16 protein-coding genes are annotated in these 16,826 nt (G+C 64.4%); 6 read left to right on the forward strand and 10 right to left on the reverse strand.

The features are described from left to right. Position 1 precedes the first annotated feature (1 nt). Positions 2-1,003 (reverse strand): Gfo/Idh/MocA family protein, encoded by a 1,002-nt coding sequence (locus B5M41_RS04350; RefSeq protein WP_134646093.1) that lies wholly within the window; start codon positions 1,001-1,003, stop codon positions 2-4. Further along, complete coding sequence (locus tag B5M41_RS04355; protein WP_134646091.1) at positions 1,000-2,040, reverse strand: LacI family DNA-binding transcriptional regulator; 1,041 nt, start codon at positions 2,038-2,040, stop codon at positions 1,000-1,002. The genes B5M41_RS04350 and B5M41_RS04355 overlap by 4 nt, the downstream gene beginning before the upstream one ends. Before the next feature lie 278 nt (positions 2,041-2,318). On the opposite strand from B5M41_RS04355, the gene B5M41_RS04360 reads away from it, so the two are divergent. Both B5M41_RS04360 and ung read left to right on the forward strand, forming a co-directional pair. Next, complete coding sequence (locus B5M41_RS04360) at positions 2,319-3,485, forward strand: dihydrodipicolinate synthase family protein (RefSeq protein WP_167718755.1); 1,167 nt, start codon at positions 2,319-2,321, stop codon at positions 3,483-3,485. Between the two features lie 89 nt (positions 3,486-3,574). Then, positions 3,575-4,270, forward strand: a complete 696-nt coding sequence (gene ung / locus B5M41_RS04365; protein WP_134646089.1) for a uracil-DNA glycosylase — start codon at positions 3,575-3,577, stop codon at positions 4,268-4,270. Between the two features lie 16 nt (positions 4,271-4,286). On the opposite strand, the gene B5M41_RS04370 is transcribed toward ung, so the two are convergent. From B5M41_RS04370 to B5M41_RS04395, 6 genes are all read right to left on the reverse strand, one after another. Then, complete coding sequence (locus B5M41_RS04370) at positions 4,287-5,237, reverse strand: nucleoside hydrolase (protein WP_134646087.1); 951 nt, start codon at positions 5,235-5,237, stop codon at positions 4,287-4,289. Between the two features lie 38 nt (positions 5,238-5,275). Beyond that, positions 5,276-6,511: an NAD(P)/FAD-dependent oxidoreductase gene (locus tag B5M41_RS04375; RefSeq protein WP_134646085.1), complete on the reverse strand. Its 1,236-nt coding sequence runs from the start codon at positions 6,509-6,511 to the stop codon at positions 5,276-5,278. 110 nt (positions 6,512-6,621) lie between these two features. Further along, positions 6,622-7,464: a metal ABC transporter permease gene (locus B5M41_RS04380; RefSeq protein ID WP_134646083.1), complete on the reverse strand. Its 843-nt coding sequence runs from the start codon at positions 7,462-7,464 to the stop codon at positions 6,622-6,624. Next, entirely contained in the window at positions 7,461-8,333 is an 873-nt protein-coding gene (locus tag B5M41_RS04385; RefSeq protein ID WP_306037507.1) for a metal ABC transporter permease, read from the reverse strand. The genes B5M41_RS04380 and B5M41_RS04385 overlap by 4 nt, the downstream gene beginning before the upstream one ends. Continuing rightward, entirely contained in the window at positions 8,330-9,199 is an 870-nt protein-coding gene (locus B5M41_RS04390; RefSeq protein WP_329959074.1) for a manganese/iron ABC transporter ATP-binding protein, read from the reverse strand. Before B5M41_RS04390 ends, B5M41_RS04385 begins: the two co-directional genes overlap by 4 nt. After that, positions 9,196-10,086, reverse strand: a complete 891-nt coding sequence (locus tag B5M41_RS04395) for a metal ABC transporter substrate-binding protein (RefSeq protein WP_134646081.1) — start codon at positions 10,084-10,086, stop codon at positions 9,196-9,198. The genes B5M41_RS04390 and B5M41_RS04395 overlap by 4 nt, the downstream gene beginning before the upstream one ends. Positions 10,087-10,297: 211 nt before the next feature. Between B5M41_RS04395 and B5M41_RS04400 the strand changes: the two genes are divergently transcribed. The 3 genes from B5M41_RS04400 to B5M41_RS04410 all read left to right on the forward strand — a co-directional run bounded on the left by B5M41_RS04400 (position 10,298) and on the right by B5M41_RS04410 (position 13,761). Continuing rightward, the gene (locus B5M41_RS04400; protein WP_134646079.1) at positions 10,298-11,002 is read left to right on the forward strand and encodes a hypothetical protein; all 705 of its coding nucleotides are present in this window, start codon (positions 10,298-10,300) and stop codon (positions 11,000-11,002) included. Between the two features lie 137 nt (positions 11,003-11,139). Further along, the gene (gene glyS / locus B5M41_RS04405; RefSeq protein ID WP_134646077.1) at positions 11,140-13,254 is read left to right on the forward strand and encodes a glycine--tRNA ligase subunit beta; all 2,115 of its coding nucleotides are present in this window, start codon (positions 11,140-11,142) and stop codon (positions 13,252-13,254) included. A gap of 12 nt (positions 13,255-13,266) precedes the next feature. Further along, entirely contained in the window at positions 13,267-13,761 is a 495-nt protein-coding gene (locus tag B5M41_RS04410) for a 2-thiouracil desulfurase family protein (protein ID WP_134646075.1), read from the forward strand. A gap of 100 nt (positions 13,762-13,861) precedes the next feature. Here the strand turns inward: B5M41_RS04410 and B5M41_RS04415 are convergent, their stop codons facing one another. After that, positions 13,862-14,332: a plant virulence effector HPE1-like domain-containing protein gene (locus B5M41_RS04415; protein ID WP_134646073.1), complete on the reverse strand. Its 471-nt coding sequence runs from the start codon at positions 14,330-14,332 to the stop codon at positions 13,862-13,864. Positions 14,333-14,436: 104 nt separating this feature from the next. Continuing rightward, on the reverse strand, positions 14,437-15,708 hold the full coding sequence (purD, locus tag B5M41_RS04420) for a phosphoribosylamine--glycine ligase (RefSeq protein WP_134646071.1): 1,272 nt from the start codon (positions 15,706-15,708) through the stop codon (positions 14,437-14,439). A 269-nt stretch (positions 15,709-15,977) separates the two neighbouring features. Between purD and B5M41_RS04425 the strand changes: the two genes are divergently transcribed. Beyond that, positions 15,978-16,781 (forward strand): MipA/OmpV family protein, encoded by an 804-nt coding sequence (locus B5M41_RS04425; protein WP_370359124.1) that lies wholly within the window; start codon positions 15,978-15,980, stop codon positions 16,779-16,781. The last annotated feature ends 45 nt before the right edge of the window (positions 16,782-16,826 follow it).

Here is a 16,826-nt window from a genome sequence, read left to right on the forward strand (position 1 = left end):
CTCAAATGCCGGGCGCGATCTTGACCGCGCCGCCGTTGCGCGCGGCCTCCACCACGGCAAGCCCCGTCGCCAGCGACCAGATGCCGTCTTCGCCCGTCGCGGAGGGCTTTCCGTTGCCCGCGATGGCGGCATGGAAAGCCGAAAGCGCGGTTTCATAGAGGTTCGCCTGGTCGAGCGGCAGATCGTGCTCGCCGTCGGCATCGCGCAGCGTTACAGACCCGGTCGCGCGCTGCGTCATGACGTTGCGGCCGATCAGCGAGCCTTCGGTGCCATGCACTTCAAGCCCCGTTTCAGCGAATTTCGTCGTGAAGCCATCGTGGAACTGCGCGACCACGCCATTCTGGAAGCGCAACACGCCCATCACGGCGTCTTCCAGCCCGGCCTTGCCCATGCCGCCCGATTGCGAGAGGGCGATCGCTTCCACCGGGTCGCTGTCGAGAACGAAGCGCAGCGTATCCGCGTCGTGTACGGTGATATCGAGAATGACGCCACCGCCGGCTTCGGGCTTTTCGAGGCGCCAGCCCTGCAGATGAGGCGGCAGGTAGACGGCATGGAAGACGCGGGCCGCCAGCGGCGTGCCGATGCGGCCGGCCTTGATGGCCTTGCGCATGGCGCGGTGGGTGGCCGCGTTGCGCAGATGGTGGTTGGTCGCCAGGACGACACCGGCATCCTTCGCGGCCTGCACCATGGCGCGGGCGTCGTCCAGCGACATGGCGAGCGGCTTTTCGCACAGGATATGCTTGCCGGCTTTCGCGGCGGCGAGCGCCTGGTCGCGATGCAGTTCATTGGTCGTGGAGATATAGACGGCATCGATCGCGGGATCGTTCACGAGGTCGTCGAGCGATGTGACGGCCTTGGCGATGCCGTGGTCGTCGGCGTATTTGCGGCCGCGTTCGGCATTGCTGCTCATTACAGAGACGACGTCGCCGCCGGTGGCGCGTATTGCGCCGATCATCCATTCACGGGCAATCGTGCTTGCCCCGATCAAACCCCACCGCGTCATGCAGACATCCTCCCTGCTTTTTCTCCCGCCCCGCAGCTCTGGCGTACGACGAGGCGCACGGAACCGACGATGGCTTCGGGCTCCACCTTGCCCGTATTGATCTGCTTCAGCAGCAGTTGCGCGGCACGGCGGCCCATGCCCTGCGGATCGACGGAAACCGTCGTCAGCGCCGGCACGGCGGTCTCGGCCTCTATCACGTCGTCGAAGCCGACCACTGCAAAGTCGCGGCCGGGCTCCCTGCCGGCGGCGCGCAGTCCGTCACAGACGCCGAAGGCGGCTGCGTCGTTGAAGCAGAGCGCGGCCGTCGGCGGAGCGGGCAGCGACAGGGCGCGCTCGATGGCGGCGACGCCACCGGCGCGCGAGGCCGTCGAGCCGATCACCAGCATATCCGGCGCCTCGAAGCCTGCTTCCACCAGCGCATCGCGCCAGCCCTGCACCCGTTCCGCAAAGACGGTGGTGTTGGCGATGCCGCCGAGAAAGGCGATGCGGCTGTGGCCGAGCGAGACGAGGTGCGCGACGGCGGCCTTCGCGCCGGCATAGTTGTCGGAAACGAGGGAGGAGACCTTGGCGCCCACCACATTGCGCACCACGGATACGACCGGGATGCCGCTGGCGGCCAGCGGTTTCAGGTCGGCGGCTTCCGTTCCCCGCGCGGGCGAGATGATCAGGCCGGAAATGCCGTGTTCGCGCATCGAGGCGACGACCTCGCGCTGGCGATCCACGCTTTCGGCGGAGTTCGACAGGAACTGCACATAGCCGGCGGATTGCATGACCATGTCCATGCCGACGGCGAGCTCGGCGAAGAACGAGTTCGTCAGATCGTTCACGATGATGCCGATGATGCGCGACGAGGCGGACTGGCGCAGGTTTGCCGCACCGCGATTGTAGACATAGCCAAGCTCGCGGATGACCGCGTTCACCTTGGCGCGCGTCGCCTCATTGACGAGCGGGCTTGCCTGCAGGACGAGCGAGACGGTCGACTTCGACACGCCGGCGGCGCGCGCAATGTCGACAACGGTCACCCGGCTTCTGCTCACTGTCATCCTCCCGACATCGAGCTTTTCGCTCGCTTGTTGGCGGGTAATTAATTGGAACGTTCCAAATATGTCAAGTGGATTTTCAGCATCTTGGTGTCGTCGATCTTCTTTAAGGCATCCTGTCGCGCGACGTCAGTGCATCCACGCGCATTTCGGCGGTTTTGATGAAGAGGGCCGTATCGTGACGCAGGTAAGCGCCATGGGTGCGAAGATCGCAATGCCTCTTGAAATTTGGAACGATCTAAATTATTGCGCTTGAAAACCCTTGGGAGGATGTCGTGTCAATCAGCCTTTCCCTGCCGCTCGCCGATGGCGGAACAGAAGCCTATGCCTTGGTGGGCACGCCCACACCGCGCCCGGCAGCCACGCCGTCGTTCAACCGCATCGCCTATGCCGCCGCGCATGTGGTTTCCGATCCGCGCCGCGATACCCGGCCTTGGGAGGCGCCGGCCATCGACTGGGAGCGCACGATGGCCTTTCGCCATCACCTCTGGTCGCTCGGCTTTCGCATTGCCGAGGCGATGGACACCTCACAGCGCGGCATGGGGCTCGACTGGGCCGGTGCGCAGGAACTGATCCGCCGCTCGCTCGCCGAAGCAAGGGCGGTGCCGGGCGCGGACCTCGCTTGCGGTGCCGGCACGGATCACCTCAACCCGGCGGATGCCCGTTCCCTTGATGATGTCATCAGGGCCTATGAGGAGCAGGTCGGTTTTGTCGAAAAGCAGGGTGGGCGCCCCATCATGATGGCAAGCCGGGCGCTGGCGCGCATCGCTCGCTCGCCGGACGACTACCGCAAGGTCTATGGCGGAATTCTCGGCCAGGCGAAGGACAGGGTCGTGCTGCACTGGCTGGGCGACATGTTCGATCCGCAACTGCGGGGTTACTGGGGCTCGCAGAATTTCGAGCCGGCACTCGATACGGTCATCTCGATCATCGAGGAGAACCGCGCCAAGGTCGAAGGCATCAAGATCTCCCTGCTCGACAATGCCTACGAAGTGGCGCTGCGCAATCGCCTGCCGGAAGGGGTGCTCTGCTTCACGGGTGACGACTTCAACTATGCCGAACTGATCGAAGGCGACGGGGTGAAGTACAGCCACGCACTGCTCGGCATCTTCGATGCCGTCGCGCCGCAGGCCTCGCAGGCATTGGCTTCGCTTGCGGCAGGCGACGTGGCAACGTTCCGGGCCGTTATCGAACCGACGGTTCCGCTGTCGCGCAAGATCTTCGAAGCGCCGACGCAGTATTACAAGGCCGGCGTCGTCTTCCTTGCCTGGCTGAATGGCCACCAGGATCATTTCACCATGCCGGCCGGCATGCAGTCCGCCCGCGGTGTCGTGCATTATGCGGATGTTTTCCGTCTGGCCGACAAGGCCAATGTGCTCGACAAGCCGGAGCTGGCGGCCGCACGGATGAAAAGCCTGATGACGGTGCTCGGCGTTTCCTGAGATAGCTGTGGATGACCGGCCGTTTGGCCGGTCGATCGCGCCGTCAGGCGTTAAACTCCCGGTCTCGAAATGTGTGACGGGAGCAGGATATGACGGCTGGCGACGTGAAGATCGGCGAGAGCTGGAAGGCGCCGCTGGCGGCGGAATTCTCCAGCCCGTACATGGCGGAGCTGAAAGCCTTCCTGCTGGAACAGAAGCAGGAGGGCAAGCGGATCTTTCCCAAGGGCGCGGAATATTTCCGGGCGCTCGATCTGACGCCGCTCGACGAGGTGCGCGTCGTCATCCTCGGTCAGGATCCCTATCACGGCGAAGGACAGGCCATGGGACTGTCCTTTTCGGTGCAGCCGGGCGTGCGCATTCCGCCCTCGCTCGTCAACATCTACAAGGAATTGCAGGATGATCTCGGCATTCCCCCGGCGCGGCACGGCTCTCTGGAGCATTGGGCGAAACAGGGCGTGCTGCTGTTGAACAGCGTGCTGACGGTGGAGATGGGCCGCGCGGCCTCACATCAGGGCAAGGGCTGGGAACGCTTTACGGATGCGGTGATCCGCGTGGTGAACGAGCAGGAAAAGCCCGTCGTCTTCATTCTCTGGGGCTCCTACGCCCAGAAGAAGGCGGCCTTCGTCGATAGCCGCCGTCACCTCGTGCTGCGCTCGCCGCATCCTTCGCCGCTCTCGGCGCATAACGGCTTCTTCGGCACCAAGCCCTTCTCCAAGGCAAATGCCTTTCTCGAAAAGCATGGCCGCAAGCCGATCGACTGGCAGCTGCCGGCGACGCCTCAGTAGTGCGCCGGGTTGCTTCTTAACGCACCAGTGTCTCGTCAAGCAGGGCCATAACCTTTTCCGCGTCGATGCCGATGCAGGCTTGCTGGCTCGGCAGGCCGTCCCAGTCGCCCGGCGGGAAAGCGCGACCGTCCGGCTTCTGGATGGTCTGGCCGTCCGCGATACCGCCGGTCACGACGCGGATCGCGCCGCGGCGGGTGGTGAAGAGTTCCGGTGCGACGAGGTAGACGCAGGCGCAGCTGTCATGCACCACCATGCCCTCGTCCTGCACGTGCCGGCCGTAGAAATCGATATAGAACTGGGAGATATCGGAGAGCAGCTTCAGGTGCCTGCCGTTGGCTGCGGTGAGTTCAGCCAGGCGCTTGCGCGTCATCACGGTTTTCATCGTGACGTCGAGACCGACGACGACCACGTTCCAAGATGCGCCCATCACCACGTCGGCCGCTTCCGGGTCACCATGGATATTGGCCTCGGCGGCGGGCGTGATGTTGCCCGACACGTCAAAGGCGCCGCCCATGATGATGACCTGCTTCACGAGGTTCGCGATGTCAGGGTCTTCCCGCAGCGCGTCGGCGAGGTTCGACATGCGGCCGACGGCAATCAGCGTCACTTCACCCGGATTGGCGCGAACGGTGTCGATGATGAAGCGGTGGGCAGGACGCGGATCGACGGGAAGATCGATCGTCTCGGGCACGCCGATATTGCCCAGTCCGTCATGGCCGTGGATCATCACCGGCCAGTCGGCCGTGTTGCGTGCGGGATCGTAGGTCTGGCCGTTGCCCTTGGCGACGGGGGCATCGATGCCCCATTCGCGCTTGAGAAACAGCGCGTTGCGCGTGGTCGTCTCGATAGAGGCATTGCCGAAGACGGTGGTGATGCCGATCAGGTCGATTTCGGGATGGTTGTGCAGGAACAGCAGCGCCATGGCGTCATCGACGCCCGGGTCCGTGTCGAAAATTACCTTATGCATATGGTTCTCTGTCTTGTTGTTCTTATGAGAGGTGCCGCTTACTGGAAGCGGGTGATGGAGAAGGGGGCAAGCGCATCGTCGCGTTCGCCGGCCAGCAGCCGGGCGACGTGGCGTCCGGTCGTGGCGGAAAGCGTCAGGCCGAGATGGCCGTGGCCGAAGGCGAAGGCAATACGCGGGTCGCGCGGGTGCAGGCTGATCACCGGCAGCGAATCCGGTGTCGAGGGGCGACGCCCCATCCATTCCGTGCCGCCTTCCTCCTGAAGATCGGGCACGTAGCGGCGCATCTTCCTGCGCATGGCGGCGGCGCGCTTGTAGTTTGCAGGCGCTTCCGGCGATGCGAGCTCGACGGCGCCGCCGATGCGCAAGGCGTTCTCGAAGGGTGTCGCGACAAAGCCGTGCTCGGAGAAGAACACCGGCATTTCGAGCGTCGTCGACGGGTTCATGAAGGTCGTGTTGTAGCCGCGCTCCGTTTCCAGGAGCACCTTCAGGTCGAGATCGGCCACGAAGCGGCGCGACCAGACGCCGGCGGTGATCACCAGCTTGTCGAAGGTGAACTCCCGCCCGCCCTCGGTCCTGACGGTCACGCCGTCTGCGGCCTGCGCCACGGACGCGATCGTCGCATCCAGCAACGTGGCGCGCTCGCGCAATACAGCCTGCAAGCGGCGCAGGAAGGTCAGCGGATAATCGAAGGTGCGGTAGCCATCGTTGAAGATGGCGCCGGCGAAGGTGCCCTGCAGGGCCGGCACGCGGCGGCGTGCCTCTTCCGGATCGAGTTTCTCGACATTGCAGCCGATCAGCCGGGCATTCTCCGCCTCGTGGGCGAACGCCTTGTCGCGCGCGGCAACGTTATCGAAGACCGTCAGCGCGCCGGTGTCGCGCATATGGCCGGAAATACCGGCGAGATGGCCGAGGTGCACATGGTCGGCCTCGGCCGTCTTCATGAGATGCAGCAGGGCGGCGCGGCTGGCGGCGACCTTGCCGGCGCGGGCGCAGAGCAGCAACCGGATGAGCCACGGGGCAAGTGCCGGCAGATCCTGCCATCGCAGGGTGAGTGGGCCGAGCGGATCGAGCAGCCATTTCGGAACGGAGAGCAACATGTCCGGACGGGCGATCGGGTCGATTTCCGGCACCGCCAGGATGCCGGCATTGCCGACGGATGCGGGAAGGCCGCCGGCGTCGCGCTCCAGAACGGTGACGCTGTGGCCTTGCTCAAGCAGATGAAGGGCTGTGGCGCAGCCGATGATGCCGCCGCCGACGATTCCGATATGCGCCATGCCGTCCCGTCTGTGTCGATTTCCACGCTGGCGGCCGAAGCATGCCGGCCGTTTGCGCGGGACGATAAACGCAAACGGCATGGCTGTCGACAGCGCGCAAAGCGTCTCGATCAGACCTGTTCGGCCGGCCTGCGGTTGCGGACGATCTGCCGCAGGAAGGCGAAAACGAAGAGGATCGACATCAAAAGCACGATGGTCGGTGCCGGTGCGCTGTCGATGATGAAACTCAGCCAGATACCGCAGAACGAGGACCCGACGGCGACGAGCACGGCGACGGCCAGCATGGCCGGGAAACGGCGCGTCAGGAGCGCGGCGATGGCCCCCGGCGCAACCAGCATGGCGATGGCGATGATGATGCCGACAGCTTTCAGCGCGCCGACGACGACGAGCGACAGCACGGCCAGCAGCCCGTAATGCAGCAGCCTGACCGGCAGCCCGATGGCCGACGCGTGCTGCCGGTCGAAGGCATGGACCAGCAGATCCTTGCGGAAGGCGAGAATGAAGCTTGTGGAGGCCGCTGCGATGACGGCGGTTTCCAGAAGGTCGGAAGCACCGATACCCAGCATGTCGCCGAACAGGATGTGGTCGAGGTGGATATCGGGCTGGATTTTCACATAGAGCACCAGGCCGAGCGCGAACATGCCGGAAAAGACGATCCCGAGAATCGTATCCTCCTTCACGCGGCTGTTGTCCTTGAGGTAGCCGGCCGCCAGCGCACAGAACAGGCCCGCGACGAAGGCGCCGGCCGCGAAGGGCAGGCCGAGCACATAGGCACCGACGACGCCGGGCAACACGGCATGGGAGACGGCATCGCCCATCAGCGACCAGCCCTTCAGGACGAGATAGCAGGATAGCAGTGCCATCGGCACGGCGATCATCAGCGTCACCAGAAAGGCATTCTGCATGAAGCCGAGCTGGAAGGGCAGGAGCGCGAGTTCAAGCGTTTCGCTCATGACGGAAGGCTTTCGGTGGTTGCAAGCGCCAGCCGGCTTTTGCGGCGGGCGGCCAGCAATCCGTGTTTCGGTGCGAACAGGAAGGCAAGGAGGAAGATCGCCGTTTGAAGCACGACGATGATGCCCCCGGTCGCGCCATCCAGGAAATAGGAAAGATAGGCGCCAACGAAACTCGTTCCCGCCCCGAGCGCGGCGGCGATCACGATAAGACGCTGGAAGCGGTCCGTCAGGAGGTAGGCGGTTGCGCCCGGTGTCACCACCATCGCGACAACGAGGAAGGCGCCGACGGTCTGCATGGCGGCAACCGTGGAGGCGCTGAGCAGCGTGAAGAACAGGATCTTCAGGCCCGTCGGGTTTATGCCGATGGAGCGGGCATGGCTCTCGTCGAAGAAGGCGACCATCAGGTCCTTCCACTTGAGAAGGAGGATGACCAGCGTGACGAAGCCGATGATGGCGAGCTGGATCGTGTCCTCGCGGGTGATGGCGAGGATGTTGCCGAGCACGATGGTCTGGATGTTCACCGGGGTGGGCGAGAGCGACACCATGAAGAGGCCGAGGCCGAAGAAGGAGGAGAAGATCATGCCGATGATGGCATCTTCCTTCAGCCGCGTCTGACGGTTCAGGAACAGCATGGCCGCGGCGGCAAGCCCGCCGGACAGGAACGCGCCCGCCGCGAAGGGCAGGCCGAGCATATAGGCGCCCGCCACGCCCGGCACGATGGAGTGCGAGAGCGCGTCGCCGATCAGCGACCAGCCCTTCAGCATCAGATAGGCCGAAAGAAAGCCGCAGATGCAGCCCACCAGCGCGCTCACCCACATGGCATTGACCATGTAGCCATAGGTGAAGGGCTCGAGGAGCAGGTCGGTCACGGCACCTTCTCCTGCTCGCGCTCGCTGTAGATGACGAACGGGCGCTCATCGTCGGTGATGACCTTGACCGAACGCTTGTCCTCGTCGTCATGCAGGTCCTGGCCGCCGAGAATGAAGTGGCGCAGCACGCCGCCGAAGGCCTTTTCGAGATTGGCCTCGGTGAAGGTCTCGGCGGTCGGGCCGGAGGCGATGACCGTGCCCTTGACGAAGACGGTCCGATCGCAGAAATCCGGGACGCTGCCCAGATTGTGCGTGGAAACCAGCATGACGCGGCCTTCGTCGCGCAGCTTGCCGAGCAGTTCGATGATCTGCTCCTCGGTGGTGACGTCGACACCGGTGAACGGCTCGTCGAGCAGGATCACCTGGCCTTCCTGCGCAAGCGCCCGCGCGAGGAAGACGCGCTTTCTCTGTCCGCCCGAGAGTTCGCCGATCTGGCGCTTGCGATAGGCGCTCATGTTGACGCGCGTAAGCGCCTCGTCGACCATCTCGTGGTCGCGCTTGGAGGGGATGCGCAGCCAGTTCATGTGGCCGTAGCGCCCCATCATCACCACGTCCTCGACAAGCACGGGAAAGGTCCAGTCGACCTCCTCGGCCTGCGGCACATAGGCGACGAGGTTCTTCTTCAAGGCTTCCTGTACGGAAAGGCCGAGGATCGTCACATTTCCGGCGGCGATGGGCACGAAGCCCATGATCGCCTTGAAGAGCGTCGACTTGCCGGCGCCGTTGACGCCGACAAGGGCGGTGATGGTGCCTTTCGGCACGGAGAAGCTGGCCTGCCGAAGGGCGGTGTGCCCGTTGCGATAGGTGACCGTCACATTGTCGGCGACGATGCCGTCGACCTTCCTGGGCTTGCTTCCCATCATCATTTCGAGAGGCCTTCCACGATTGTCTCCGACGTCACGCGCAAGAGGTCGAGATAGGTCGGGACGGGGCCGTCCGCTTCGCTCAGCGAGTCGACATAGAGCACGCCGCCATAGGCTGCGCCCGTTTCCGCTGCGACCTGCTTGGCCGGGTCGGCCGAGACGGTGCTTTCGCTGAAGACGACATGGATGTTGTGCTCGCGCACCGCGTCGATGACGGCCTTCACCTGCTTGGGCGTGCCTTGCTGGTCGGCGTTGATCGGCCAGAGGAAGAGTTCCTTCAGGCCGAAATCGCGGGCGAGGTAGCTGAAGGCGCCTTCGCTGGTGACGAGCCAGCGCTTCTCTTCCGGCAGCGCGCCGATCTTCGCCTTCATCTCCTCGTCGAGCGCCTTGATCTTCTCGCCATAGGCCTTGGCATTGGCGTCATAGGTTGCGGCGTTCGCCGGATCGAGCGCGACCAGCGCCTTGCGGATGTTCTCGACGTAAACAAGCGCATTGTCCGGCGACATCCAGGCATGCGGGTTCGGCTTGCCCTGATAGGGGCCCTCGACGATGCTCATCGGTTCGATGCCGTCGCTCACGACGACGTTCGGCACGTCGCCGAGATTGGCGAGGAATTTCTGAAACCAGAGTTCCAGGTTGAGGCCGTTCCACAGCACCAGCTTGGCGTCCTGCGCCTTGAGGATATCGCGCGGCGTCGGCTGGTAGTTGTGGATCTCCGCACCCGGCTTGGTGATGGATTCCACCACTGCGGCATCACCGGCAACATTGGCAGCGATATCGGCGATGATCGTGAACGTCGTCACCACCTTCGGCTTTTCCTGGGCGAAGGCGGGCGCTACGGCGAGAAGGGGCAGGCTGAGGATAAGGGCATTGAACGAACGGCGGAACATGAAGGGTCCTAAACTGCTTTTGCGAATGAGTTGCATTAAACTATAGGGCGCTTTCGGCCGCTGTCAACGCTATTGCAAATCATTCGCAACTATGTGCCGAAATGAACCCGTCCCCCTTAAAACTTCCGAAACGCCCTGCTTGTAGAGTGTGCTCAGTTCGCGCGCTCTCGGCGCGTTCGTTGTTCTGCGTTCCAAGAGAAGTCCGTCGCCCGTGAAGCTGCTCCCGATCTCGTTCCGCTTGTCCCGGAAGCTTCTGATCATCGTTGCCGGTGTAACGGTGCTGACCGGTGCGTCCGGTGCCGCCGCCATCTTCGTCGGGCGCGACGTTCTGCTCGGCCCCTCGACGGAAACGGTATCAGGGGCCGCCTGCACGACGGTCACCACCGTGCGGCTTGATCGCGACGGGCAGCAGTGGCTGCGCAAATATGTGCGCTCCGATGCCAAGGACGGCGAGGTTCGCGTCAAGACCGCGCTGCGTGTCGCCGGTGCGGTTTCCAATGCGGAAGAGGCCGATCTCTACCAGGTGATCATGCTCGATGCCGCCGGTCCGGTCTATCGGGCCGACATGCGCGGCCGTGCCATCGGCGCCGAAGTGCTTTTCGCGCGTGACCCCTCGGCCATTCCCGGCATGAGCGCGCCCTTCGTCGCCCGCTATACGGATGGAAAGCCGGCGGGCAACGGCGAATTCTACGGTGAACGCAAGGAGCTTTCGCTCGACGAGATCAAGACCATCGTCACCGCCATGACGGAACGGGAAGACTGTGTCGATCCCAATGCGGTGGCCGAGGCTGGCAAATCCGGCGGGCATGGCGAGGCGAAGCCGGAGGAGGGCGGCCACGAGGCGCCGGCCGATGGCCACGCCTCTGCCGACACGGCCGAGGAAGGCTCGCACGAGGTTGCCGCGAGCGGTCACTGACGGCGGTTCCATCCGCCGCAAGGCAACTTTGCCGTTGTACAGCACCGCCCAACTTTGCTAGCAGAAGCACACGATTTTGACCCCGTACCGGCCGGTGTGCCGACCTTCTCCCGGCGGAGAGGGTGAGGAAAGTTGACATGCCCGATCTTCTGCTTGAACTCCGCTCCGAGGAAATCCCTGCCCGCATGCAGCGCAAGGCGGCAGGCGACCTGAAGAAGCTGGTCACCGATGCGCTTGTCGAGGCGGGCCTGACCTATGAGGGCGCACGCGAATACTGGACCCCGCGTCGCCTGACACTGGATATCCGCGGCCTCAACGCCCGCTCCAGCGACGTGCGCGAGGATATCAAGGGCCCCGCGACATCCGCGCCGGAGCAGGCGATCCAGGGCTTTCTCCGCAAGGCCGGCCTTTCCTCGATTGCCGAGGCCCACGTTCACAGCGATCCGAAGAAGGGCGACTTCTACGTCGCCCACGTCGTCAAGCCGGGCCGTGTAGCCGATGAGATCATCGCCGAGGTGATGCCCGGCATCATCAGGAACTTCCCGTGGCCAAAGCCGATGCGCTCCGGCGCGGAATCGGCCAGGCCCGGCTCGCTGCAATGGGTGCGCCCGCTGCAATCCATCGTCTGCACCTTCGGTTCGGAAACCGAGGAAACCCGCGTCGTGCCGTTCGAGATCGGCGGCATTGTCGCCGGCAATGTCACCTATGGCCACCGTTTCCACGCGCCGGAGCCGATCATCGTGCGCCGCTTCGAGGATTATGCCGCCAGCCTCGAGAAGGCCAAGGTCGTGCTCGATGCCGAGCGCCGCAAGCAGATCATCGCGACCGACGCCAACAATATCGCCTTTGCCAACGGTCTTGAACTGGTCGAGGACGAGGGGCTTCTGGAAGAGGTGTCCGGCCTCGTCGAATGGCCGCAGGTGCTGATGGGCACGTTCGAGGAGGATTTCCTGTCGATCCCGTCGGAAATCATCCGCCTGACGATCAAGACGAACCAGAAGTGTTTCGTGACCCGCAAGCCGGGCGCCGATACGCTCTCTAACCACTTCATCCTCGTTTCGAATATCGAGGCGAAGGATGGCGGCAAGGAGATCGTGCACGGCAACGGCAAGGTCGTGCGCGCGCGGCTCTCCGATGCCAAGCATTTCTGGCTGCGCGACCAGGGCGATCTGCCGGATCTCGACACGCTGAAGGCCTCGGCCGAAAAGTTCGGTCTCGATCTTTCGAAGCCGCTCGACCAGCGCATGGCCAAGCTCGACGCTCTCAACGTGACCTTCCACGCCAAGCTGGGCACGCAGGGCGAGCGCGTCGCGCGCATCCGCACGCTCGCAGCCGAACTCGCCCCGATCATCGGCGCCGATCCGGCGCTGGTCGACCGGGCCGTGGTGCTCGCCAAGGCGGACCTGCGCACGGAGGCCGTCGGCGAGTTTCCCGAACTCCAGGGCATCATGGGCCGCAAATATGCGCTCCTGCAGGGTGAGGATGCGTCGGTGGCCGAGGCCATCGAGGATCATTACAAGCCGCAGGGCCCGTCCGACCGGGTGCCGTCGGGCAAGGTCGGCCTCACGGTCGCGCTGGCCGACAAGCTCGATACGCTGATCGGCTTCTGGGCGATCGACGAAAAGCCGACCGGCTCGAAGGACCCCTACGCACTGCGCCGCGCCGCGCTCGGCGTGATCCGCATGCTGCTAGAAAAGAACATCCGGCTGCCGCTCTCGACCGTGGTGAAGGATGCCGACCTCGTGTCGTTCTTCCACGACCGTCTGAAGGTCTACCTGCGCGACATGGGCGCGCGCCATGACCTGATCGACGCGGTCCTGACGCCTGACGCCGACGATCTCCTGATGGTGGCACGTCGCGTGGAAGCACTGACGGCGTTCATCACCTCGGAGGAGGGGCGCAACCTGCTCGCCGGCACCAAGCGCGCGACGCAGCTGTTGGCTGCCGAGGAGAAGAAGGGCACGGTGATCGAAGTCGCCGTCTCGCCCGATCTTCTGGCGCTGGATGCCGAGAAGACGCTTTATACCGCGATCGAGACGGCCTCCAGGGATGCCGCGGTCGCCGTGGCCGGCGAGGATTTCCGCTCCGCCATGGCCGCGCTTTCGACGCTTCGCGCGCCGGTCGACCAGTTCTTCACCGACGTTCTCGTGAATGACGAAGACCCGGCGATCCGCGCCAACCGGCTGGCGCTCTTGTCTTCCATTCGTGCGGCGACCGGCACGGTTGCCGATTTCTCCAAGATCGCGGGATGAGGCGCTGCGCTGATGACAGGAAAGATCCTCATCAGCGCCTGCCTCGCCGGTCTGCCGGTCCGCTACAACGGATCGGCCAAGCCGCTGCTCCATGAGGCCGTGGACCGTTGGCGTGCGGCCGGGCGGCTGGTGACGCTCTGTCCCGAACTGGCCGGCGGCTTTGCCGTGCCACGGCCGCCTGCCGAAATCGAAAACGGTCTGGATGGCGACGATGTGCTCGACGGGCGGGCGCGCGTGTTGGAAATTTCCGGCGGGGATGTGTCGGCGGCCTATATCGAAGGCGCGCATATCGCGCTCGATGTGGCGCTGGCGCATGGCTGCCGGCATGCGCTGCTCATCGACGGCAGCCCGTCCTGCGGCTCGGGCTTTGTCTATGACGGCTCGTTTTCCGGCGTCCGGCATGTCGGGAAGGGCGTGACGGCTGCGCTTTTGCGCCGCAACGGCATTGCCGTCTATTCCGATGGGCAAGTGGATGCGCTGGCGCGTGATCTCGCGGAGACCGCCTGACACGCATACGCCCCTGCTTGAGGTCAGGGGCGCAACGTCCGCTTTCGCGAATTCCCGTCAGTCTGGAGGGACCGAGAGGCAGGGTTCCTCCAATATGGGGTCATTCCACGCGAAGTTCAAATTTTGTCGGATCAAACTCCCGTGAGGTGGCGACCGCTGCGGTCGCTGTTTCGCGCGCTGCATCGGTTCCCAGCGCGCTCGTCTTGGCGCTGGTGTCGACGGTTTCGGCCGCGGCGTTCTCGTCCAGCGGCTTTTCAGCCTCGGCCGCCTGGACGGTTTCAGCGGGCGCCTTGTTGACGAACAGCACGGGCGAGCCGCCCATCCACGCTTCCGTCCGGAAAACCTTGCGCTCGCCGTTCTGTTCGCGGATTTCGATCTTCTGCGTGCCCGGTGCGATGGCATCGACGTGATAGGTCGAGGTCTCTGCCTTCGGCTTCAGCGCGGGGCACCCATCGCAGCGCACCGTCGAGATGCTCGAGGATGACGTGGTGGCAGGCATGGTCTCGATCGAACCGGCAAAGGCAGGCGCGGCGAGCAGAAGCAAGCCAAAGGTCGGCAGCAGGGTACGCATCAACGGGTCTCCCTCATGGTTGAGGGAAGAATAGCCGTTACCGGTTACGGTCCCGTCAGGAGAGATGGTAAAATTTGAGCAAACCGGCCCGTTTCGGCCGGGCCTCAGGCCTGTTCGCGGGCGACGGCGCGCCAGCCGATATCGCGGCGGCAGAAGCCGTTGTCCCATGTCACGGCGTCGACGGCGGCATAAGCGGCCTTTTGCGCTTCCGCCACCGTCGGCGCGACGGCGGTGACGTTGAGAACGCGGCCGCCTGTCGCGACCAGGTGTCCGTCCTTCAGGGCTGTCCCGGCGTGGAACACCTTCGTCGCCGCGTCATCCGCCGGCAGCGACAGGATCGGCGTGTTCTTCTCATAGGCGCCCGGATAACCCTTCGATGCCATGACGACGGTGAGCGCCGGCGCGTCGCGCCATTCCGCGGTGACCTTGTCGAGCCGGCCAACGGCGGATGCGTGGAGGATCGGCAGCAGGTCGCTGTCCAGGCGCATCATCAGCACCTGGCATTCGGGATCGCCGAAACGCACGTTGTATTCGATGAGTTCGGGACCCTTGGCGGTGATCATCAGGCCGGCGAAAAGCACGCCCTGGAACGCATGGCCATCCGCCGCCATGCCACGGATCGTCGGCTCGATGATTTCCCTCATCGTGCGGTCGACCATGTCAGGCGTCATGACCGGGGCGGGCGAATAGGCGCCCATGCCGCCCGTATTGGGTCCGGTATCGCCGTCACCGACGCGCTTGTGATCCTGTGCCGAGGCGAGCGGCAGGGCGTTTACGCCGTCGCACAGGCAGAAGAAGCTCGCCTCCTCGCCGTCGAGGAAGGCTTCCACCACCACTTCGGCACCGGCCGCGCCGAAGGCGCCGTCGAAGCAATCGTCGATCGCTGCAAGTGCCTCATCCAGCGTCATGGCGACGGTCACGCCCTTGCCGGCGGCAAGGCCATCGGCCTTGATGACGATGGGCGCACCCTGCTCGTTGACATAGGCCTTGGCGGCGGCTGCATCGATGAAGCGCTGGTAGGCGCCCGTGGGAATGTCGTATTTCGCGCAGAGATCCTTGGTGAAGCCCTTGGAGCCTTCGAGTTGGGCGGCCGCCGCCGACGGGCCGAAAACGTCGATGCCCTTGGCGCGCAGCACGTCGGCCAATCCTGCGACCAGAGGCGCTTCCGGACCGACGACGACGAAGGATACGCCGTTATCGGCACAGAAGGCGGCAACGGCTTCGTGGTCTTCGATATCGAGCGCGACGAGCGTCGCGCATTCGGCTATGCCGGGATTGCCGGGTGCGGCATAGAGCGTCGTCAGCAGCGGCGACTGCGCCAGCTTCCAGGCAAGGGCGTGTTCGCGTCCGCCTGATCCGATCAACAGAACCTTCATGCCCGTACCCTCGATCCGTCCGTGATTAGCAGGCGGGTTAAGGGGACGGGGCGCAAAGGTCAAGGGCCTGCGGCTTCAGAGGGTGGCGGCACCCTTTTCCGCGACGGGACGGCCGAGGTTTTCCAGTTCGGTGTCGATCAGGTGCACGTCCTCGTACCAGTCGCGGGAACGCGATGGTTAGCGAATCGGTAATCAAACATGGATAATTCTAGGCAATCAAAGTTCACGGCGGCCTACTGCGGGGCCGTCGGTCAAACGAGGATTGTGTTTTGAGTATCCGTGTTACGACCGCAATGACTGCGGCTGCGCTTCTGTTTGCGCCCATATCCGCCCGTGCCGGCGATTACTTCTGGTCCGGCGACTGGTATCTGAAGGTGGGTGCGGCGGGCTTCTCCGCTCCGCGTTACGAAGGCTCCAAGAAGTACCTTTTCCAGGTCACGCCGCTGATCTCGCTCGGCAAGGCCGGCAGCACGGTTCGTTTCTCCTCGCGCAACGACAACCCGTCCTTCGCGCTGATCGACAACGGCGCCTTCCGCGCGGGTGCGACCGGCAAGCTGATCATGCCGCGCGACGAGGGTGATTCGGACGATCTGAAGGGCCTGACGCCGGTGAAGTTCGGCGGCGAACTCGGTGCTTTCGCCGAGGTCTATCCGACGGATTTCCTGCGCCTGCGCGGCGAAGTGCGCCACGGCATCCGCAGCCATCATGGTGTGGTCGCCGATATCGCGGCGGATGCCTTCGTCGACGTCGTGCCGAATGTCCGCGTTTCGGCAGGCCCGCGCATGACCATCGCGTCCAAGGACTACATGAAGACCTACTACGGCGTGAAGCCGAGCGAAGTCGCCGCGTCCGGTCTCGCGGCCTACGATCCGGGCGGCGGCATCCAGTCCGTCGGCGCGGGTGCGGCGATCACCTGGCAGGTCAACGAGAAGATCGAGACCAGCGCCTTTGCGGAATACAAACGCCTCGTCGGCCCGGCGGCGGATTCGAGCCTCGTCAAGCAGCGCGGTGACCGCGATCAGTTCCTGATCGGCGTCGCGGCGACCTACAAGTTCGATTTCACGCTCCGCTAAACCGCAACAGGGCGCCGTCGCAGGCTCACGGTTGCGACGGCGTGA

This window comes from Shinella sumterensis, from assembly GCF_004514425.2.
Lineage (GTDB): Bacteria > Pseudomonadota > Alphaproteobacteria > Rhizobiales > Rhizobiaceae > Shinella > Shinella sumterensis.

Excerpts from the sequence above, each read along its gene's own strand:
- ung (WP_134646089.1), top strand. The coding sequence starts at position 3,575 with ATGACGGCTGGCGACGTGAAGATCGGCGAGAGCTGGAAGGCGCCGCTG.
- B5M41_RS04375 (WP_134646085.1), bottom strand. The coding sequence starts at position 6,511 with ATGGCGCATATCGGAATCGTCGGCGGCGGCATCATCGGCTGCGCCACA.
- B5M41_RS04350 (WP_134646093.1), bottom strand. The coding sequence starts at position 1,003 with ATGACGCGGTGGGGTTTGATCGGGGCAAGCACGATTGCCCGTGAATGG.
- B5M41_RS04410 (WP_134646075.1), top strand. The coding sequence starts at position 13,267 with ATGACAGGAAAGATCCTCATCAGCGCCTGCCTCGCCGGTCTGCCGGTC.
- B5M41_RS04370 (WP_134646087.1), bottom strand. The coding sequence starts at position 5,237 with ATGCATAAGGTAATTTTCGACACGGACCCGGGCGTCGATGACGCCATG.
- glyS (WP_134646077.1), top strand. The coding sequence starts at position 11,140 with ATGCCCGATCTTCTGCTTGAACTCCGCTCCGAGGAAATCCCTGCCCGC.
- B5M41_RS04395 (WP_134646081.1), bottom strand. The coding sequence starts at position 10,086 with ATGTTCCGCCGTTCGTTCAATGCCCTTATCCTCAGCCTGCCCCTTCTC.
- B5M41_RS04390 (WP_329959074.1), bottom strand. The coding sequence starts at position 9,199 with ATGATGATGGGAAGCAAGCCCAGGAAGGTCGACGGCATCGTCGCCGAC.
- B5M41_RS04415 (WP_134646073.1), bottom strand. The coding sequence starts at position 14,332 with ATGCGTACCCTGCTGCCGACCTTTGGCTTGCTTCTGCTCGCCGCGCCT.
- B5M41_RS04380 (WP_134646083.1), bottom strand. The coding sequence starts at position 7,464 with ATGAGCGAAACGCTTGAACTCGCGCTCCTGCCCTTCCAGCTCGGCTTC.
- purD (WP_134646071.1), bottom strand. The coding sequence starts at position 15,708 with ATGAAGGTTCTGTTGATCGGATCAGGCGGACGCGAACACGCCCTTGCC.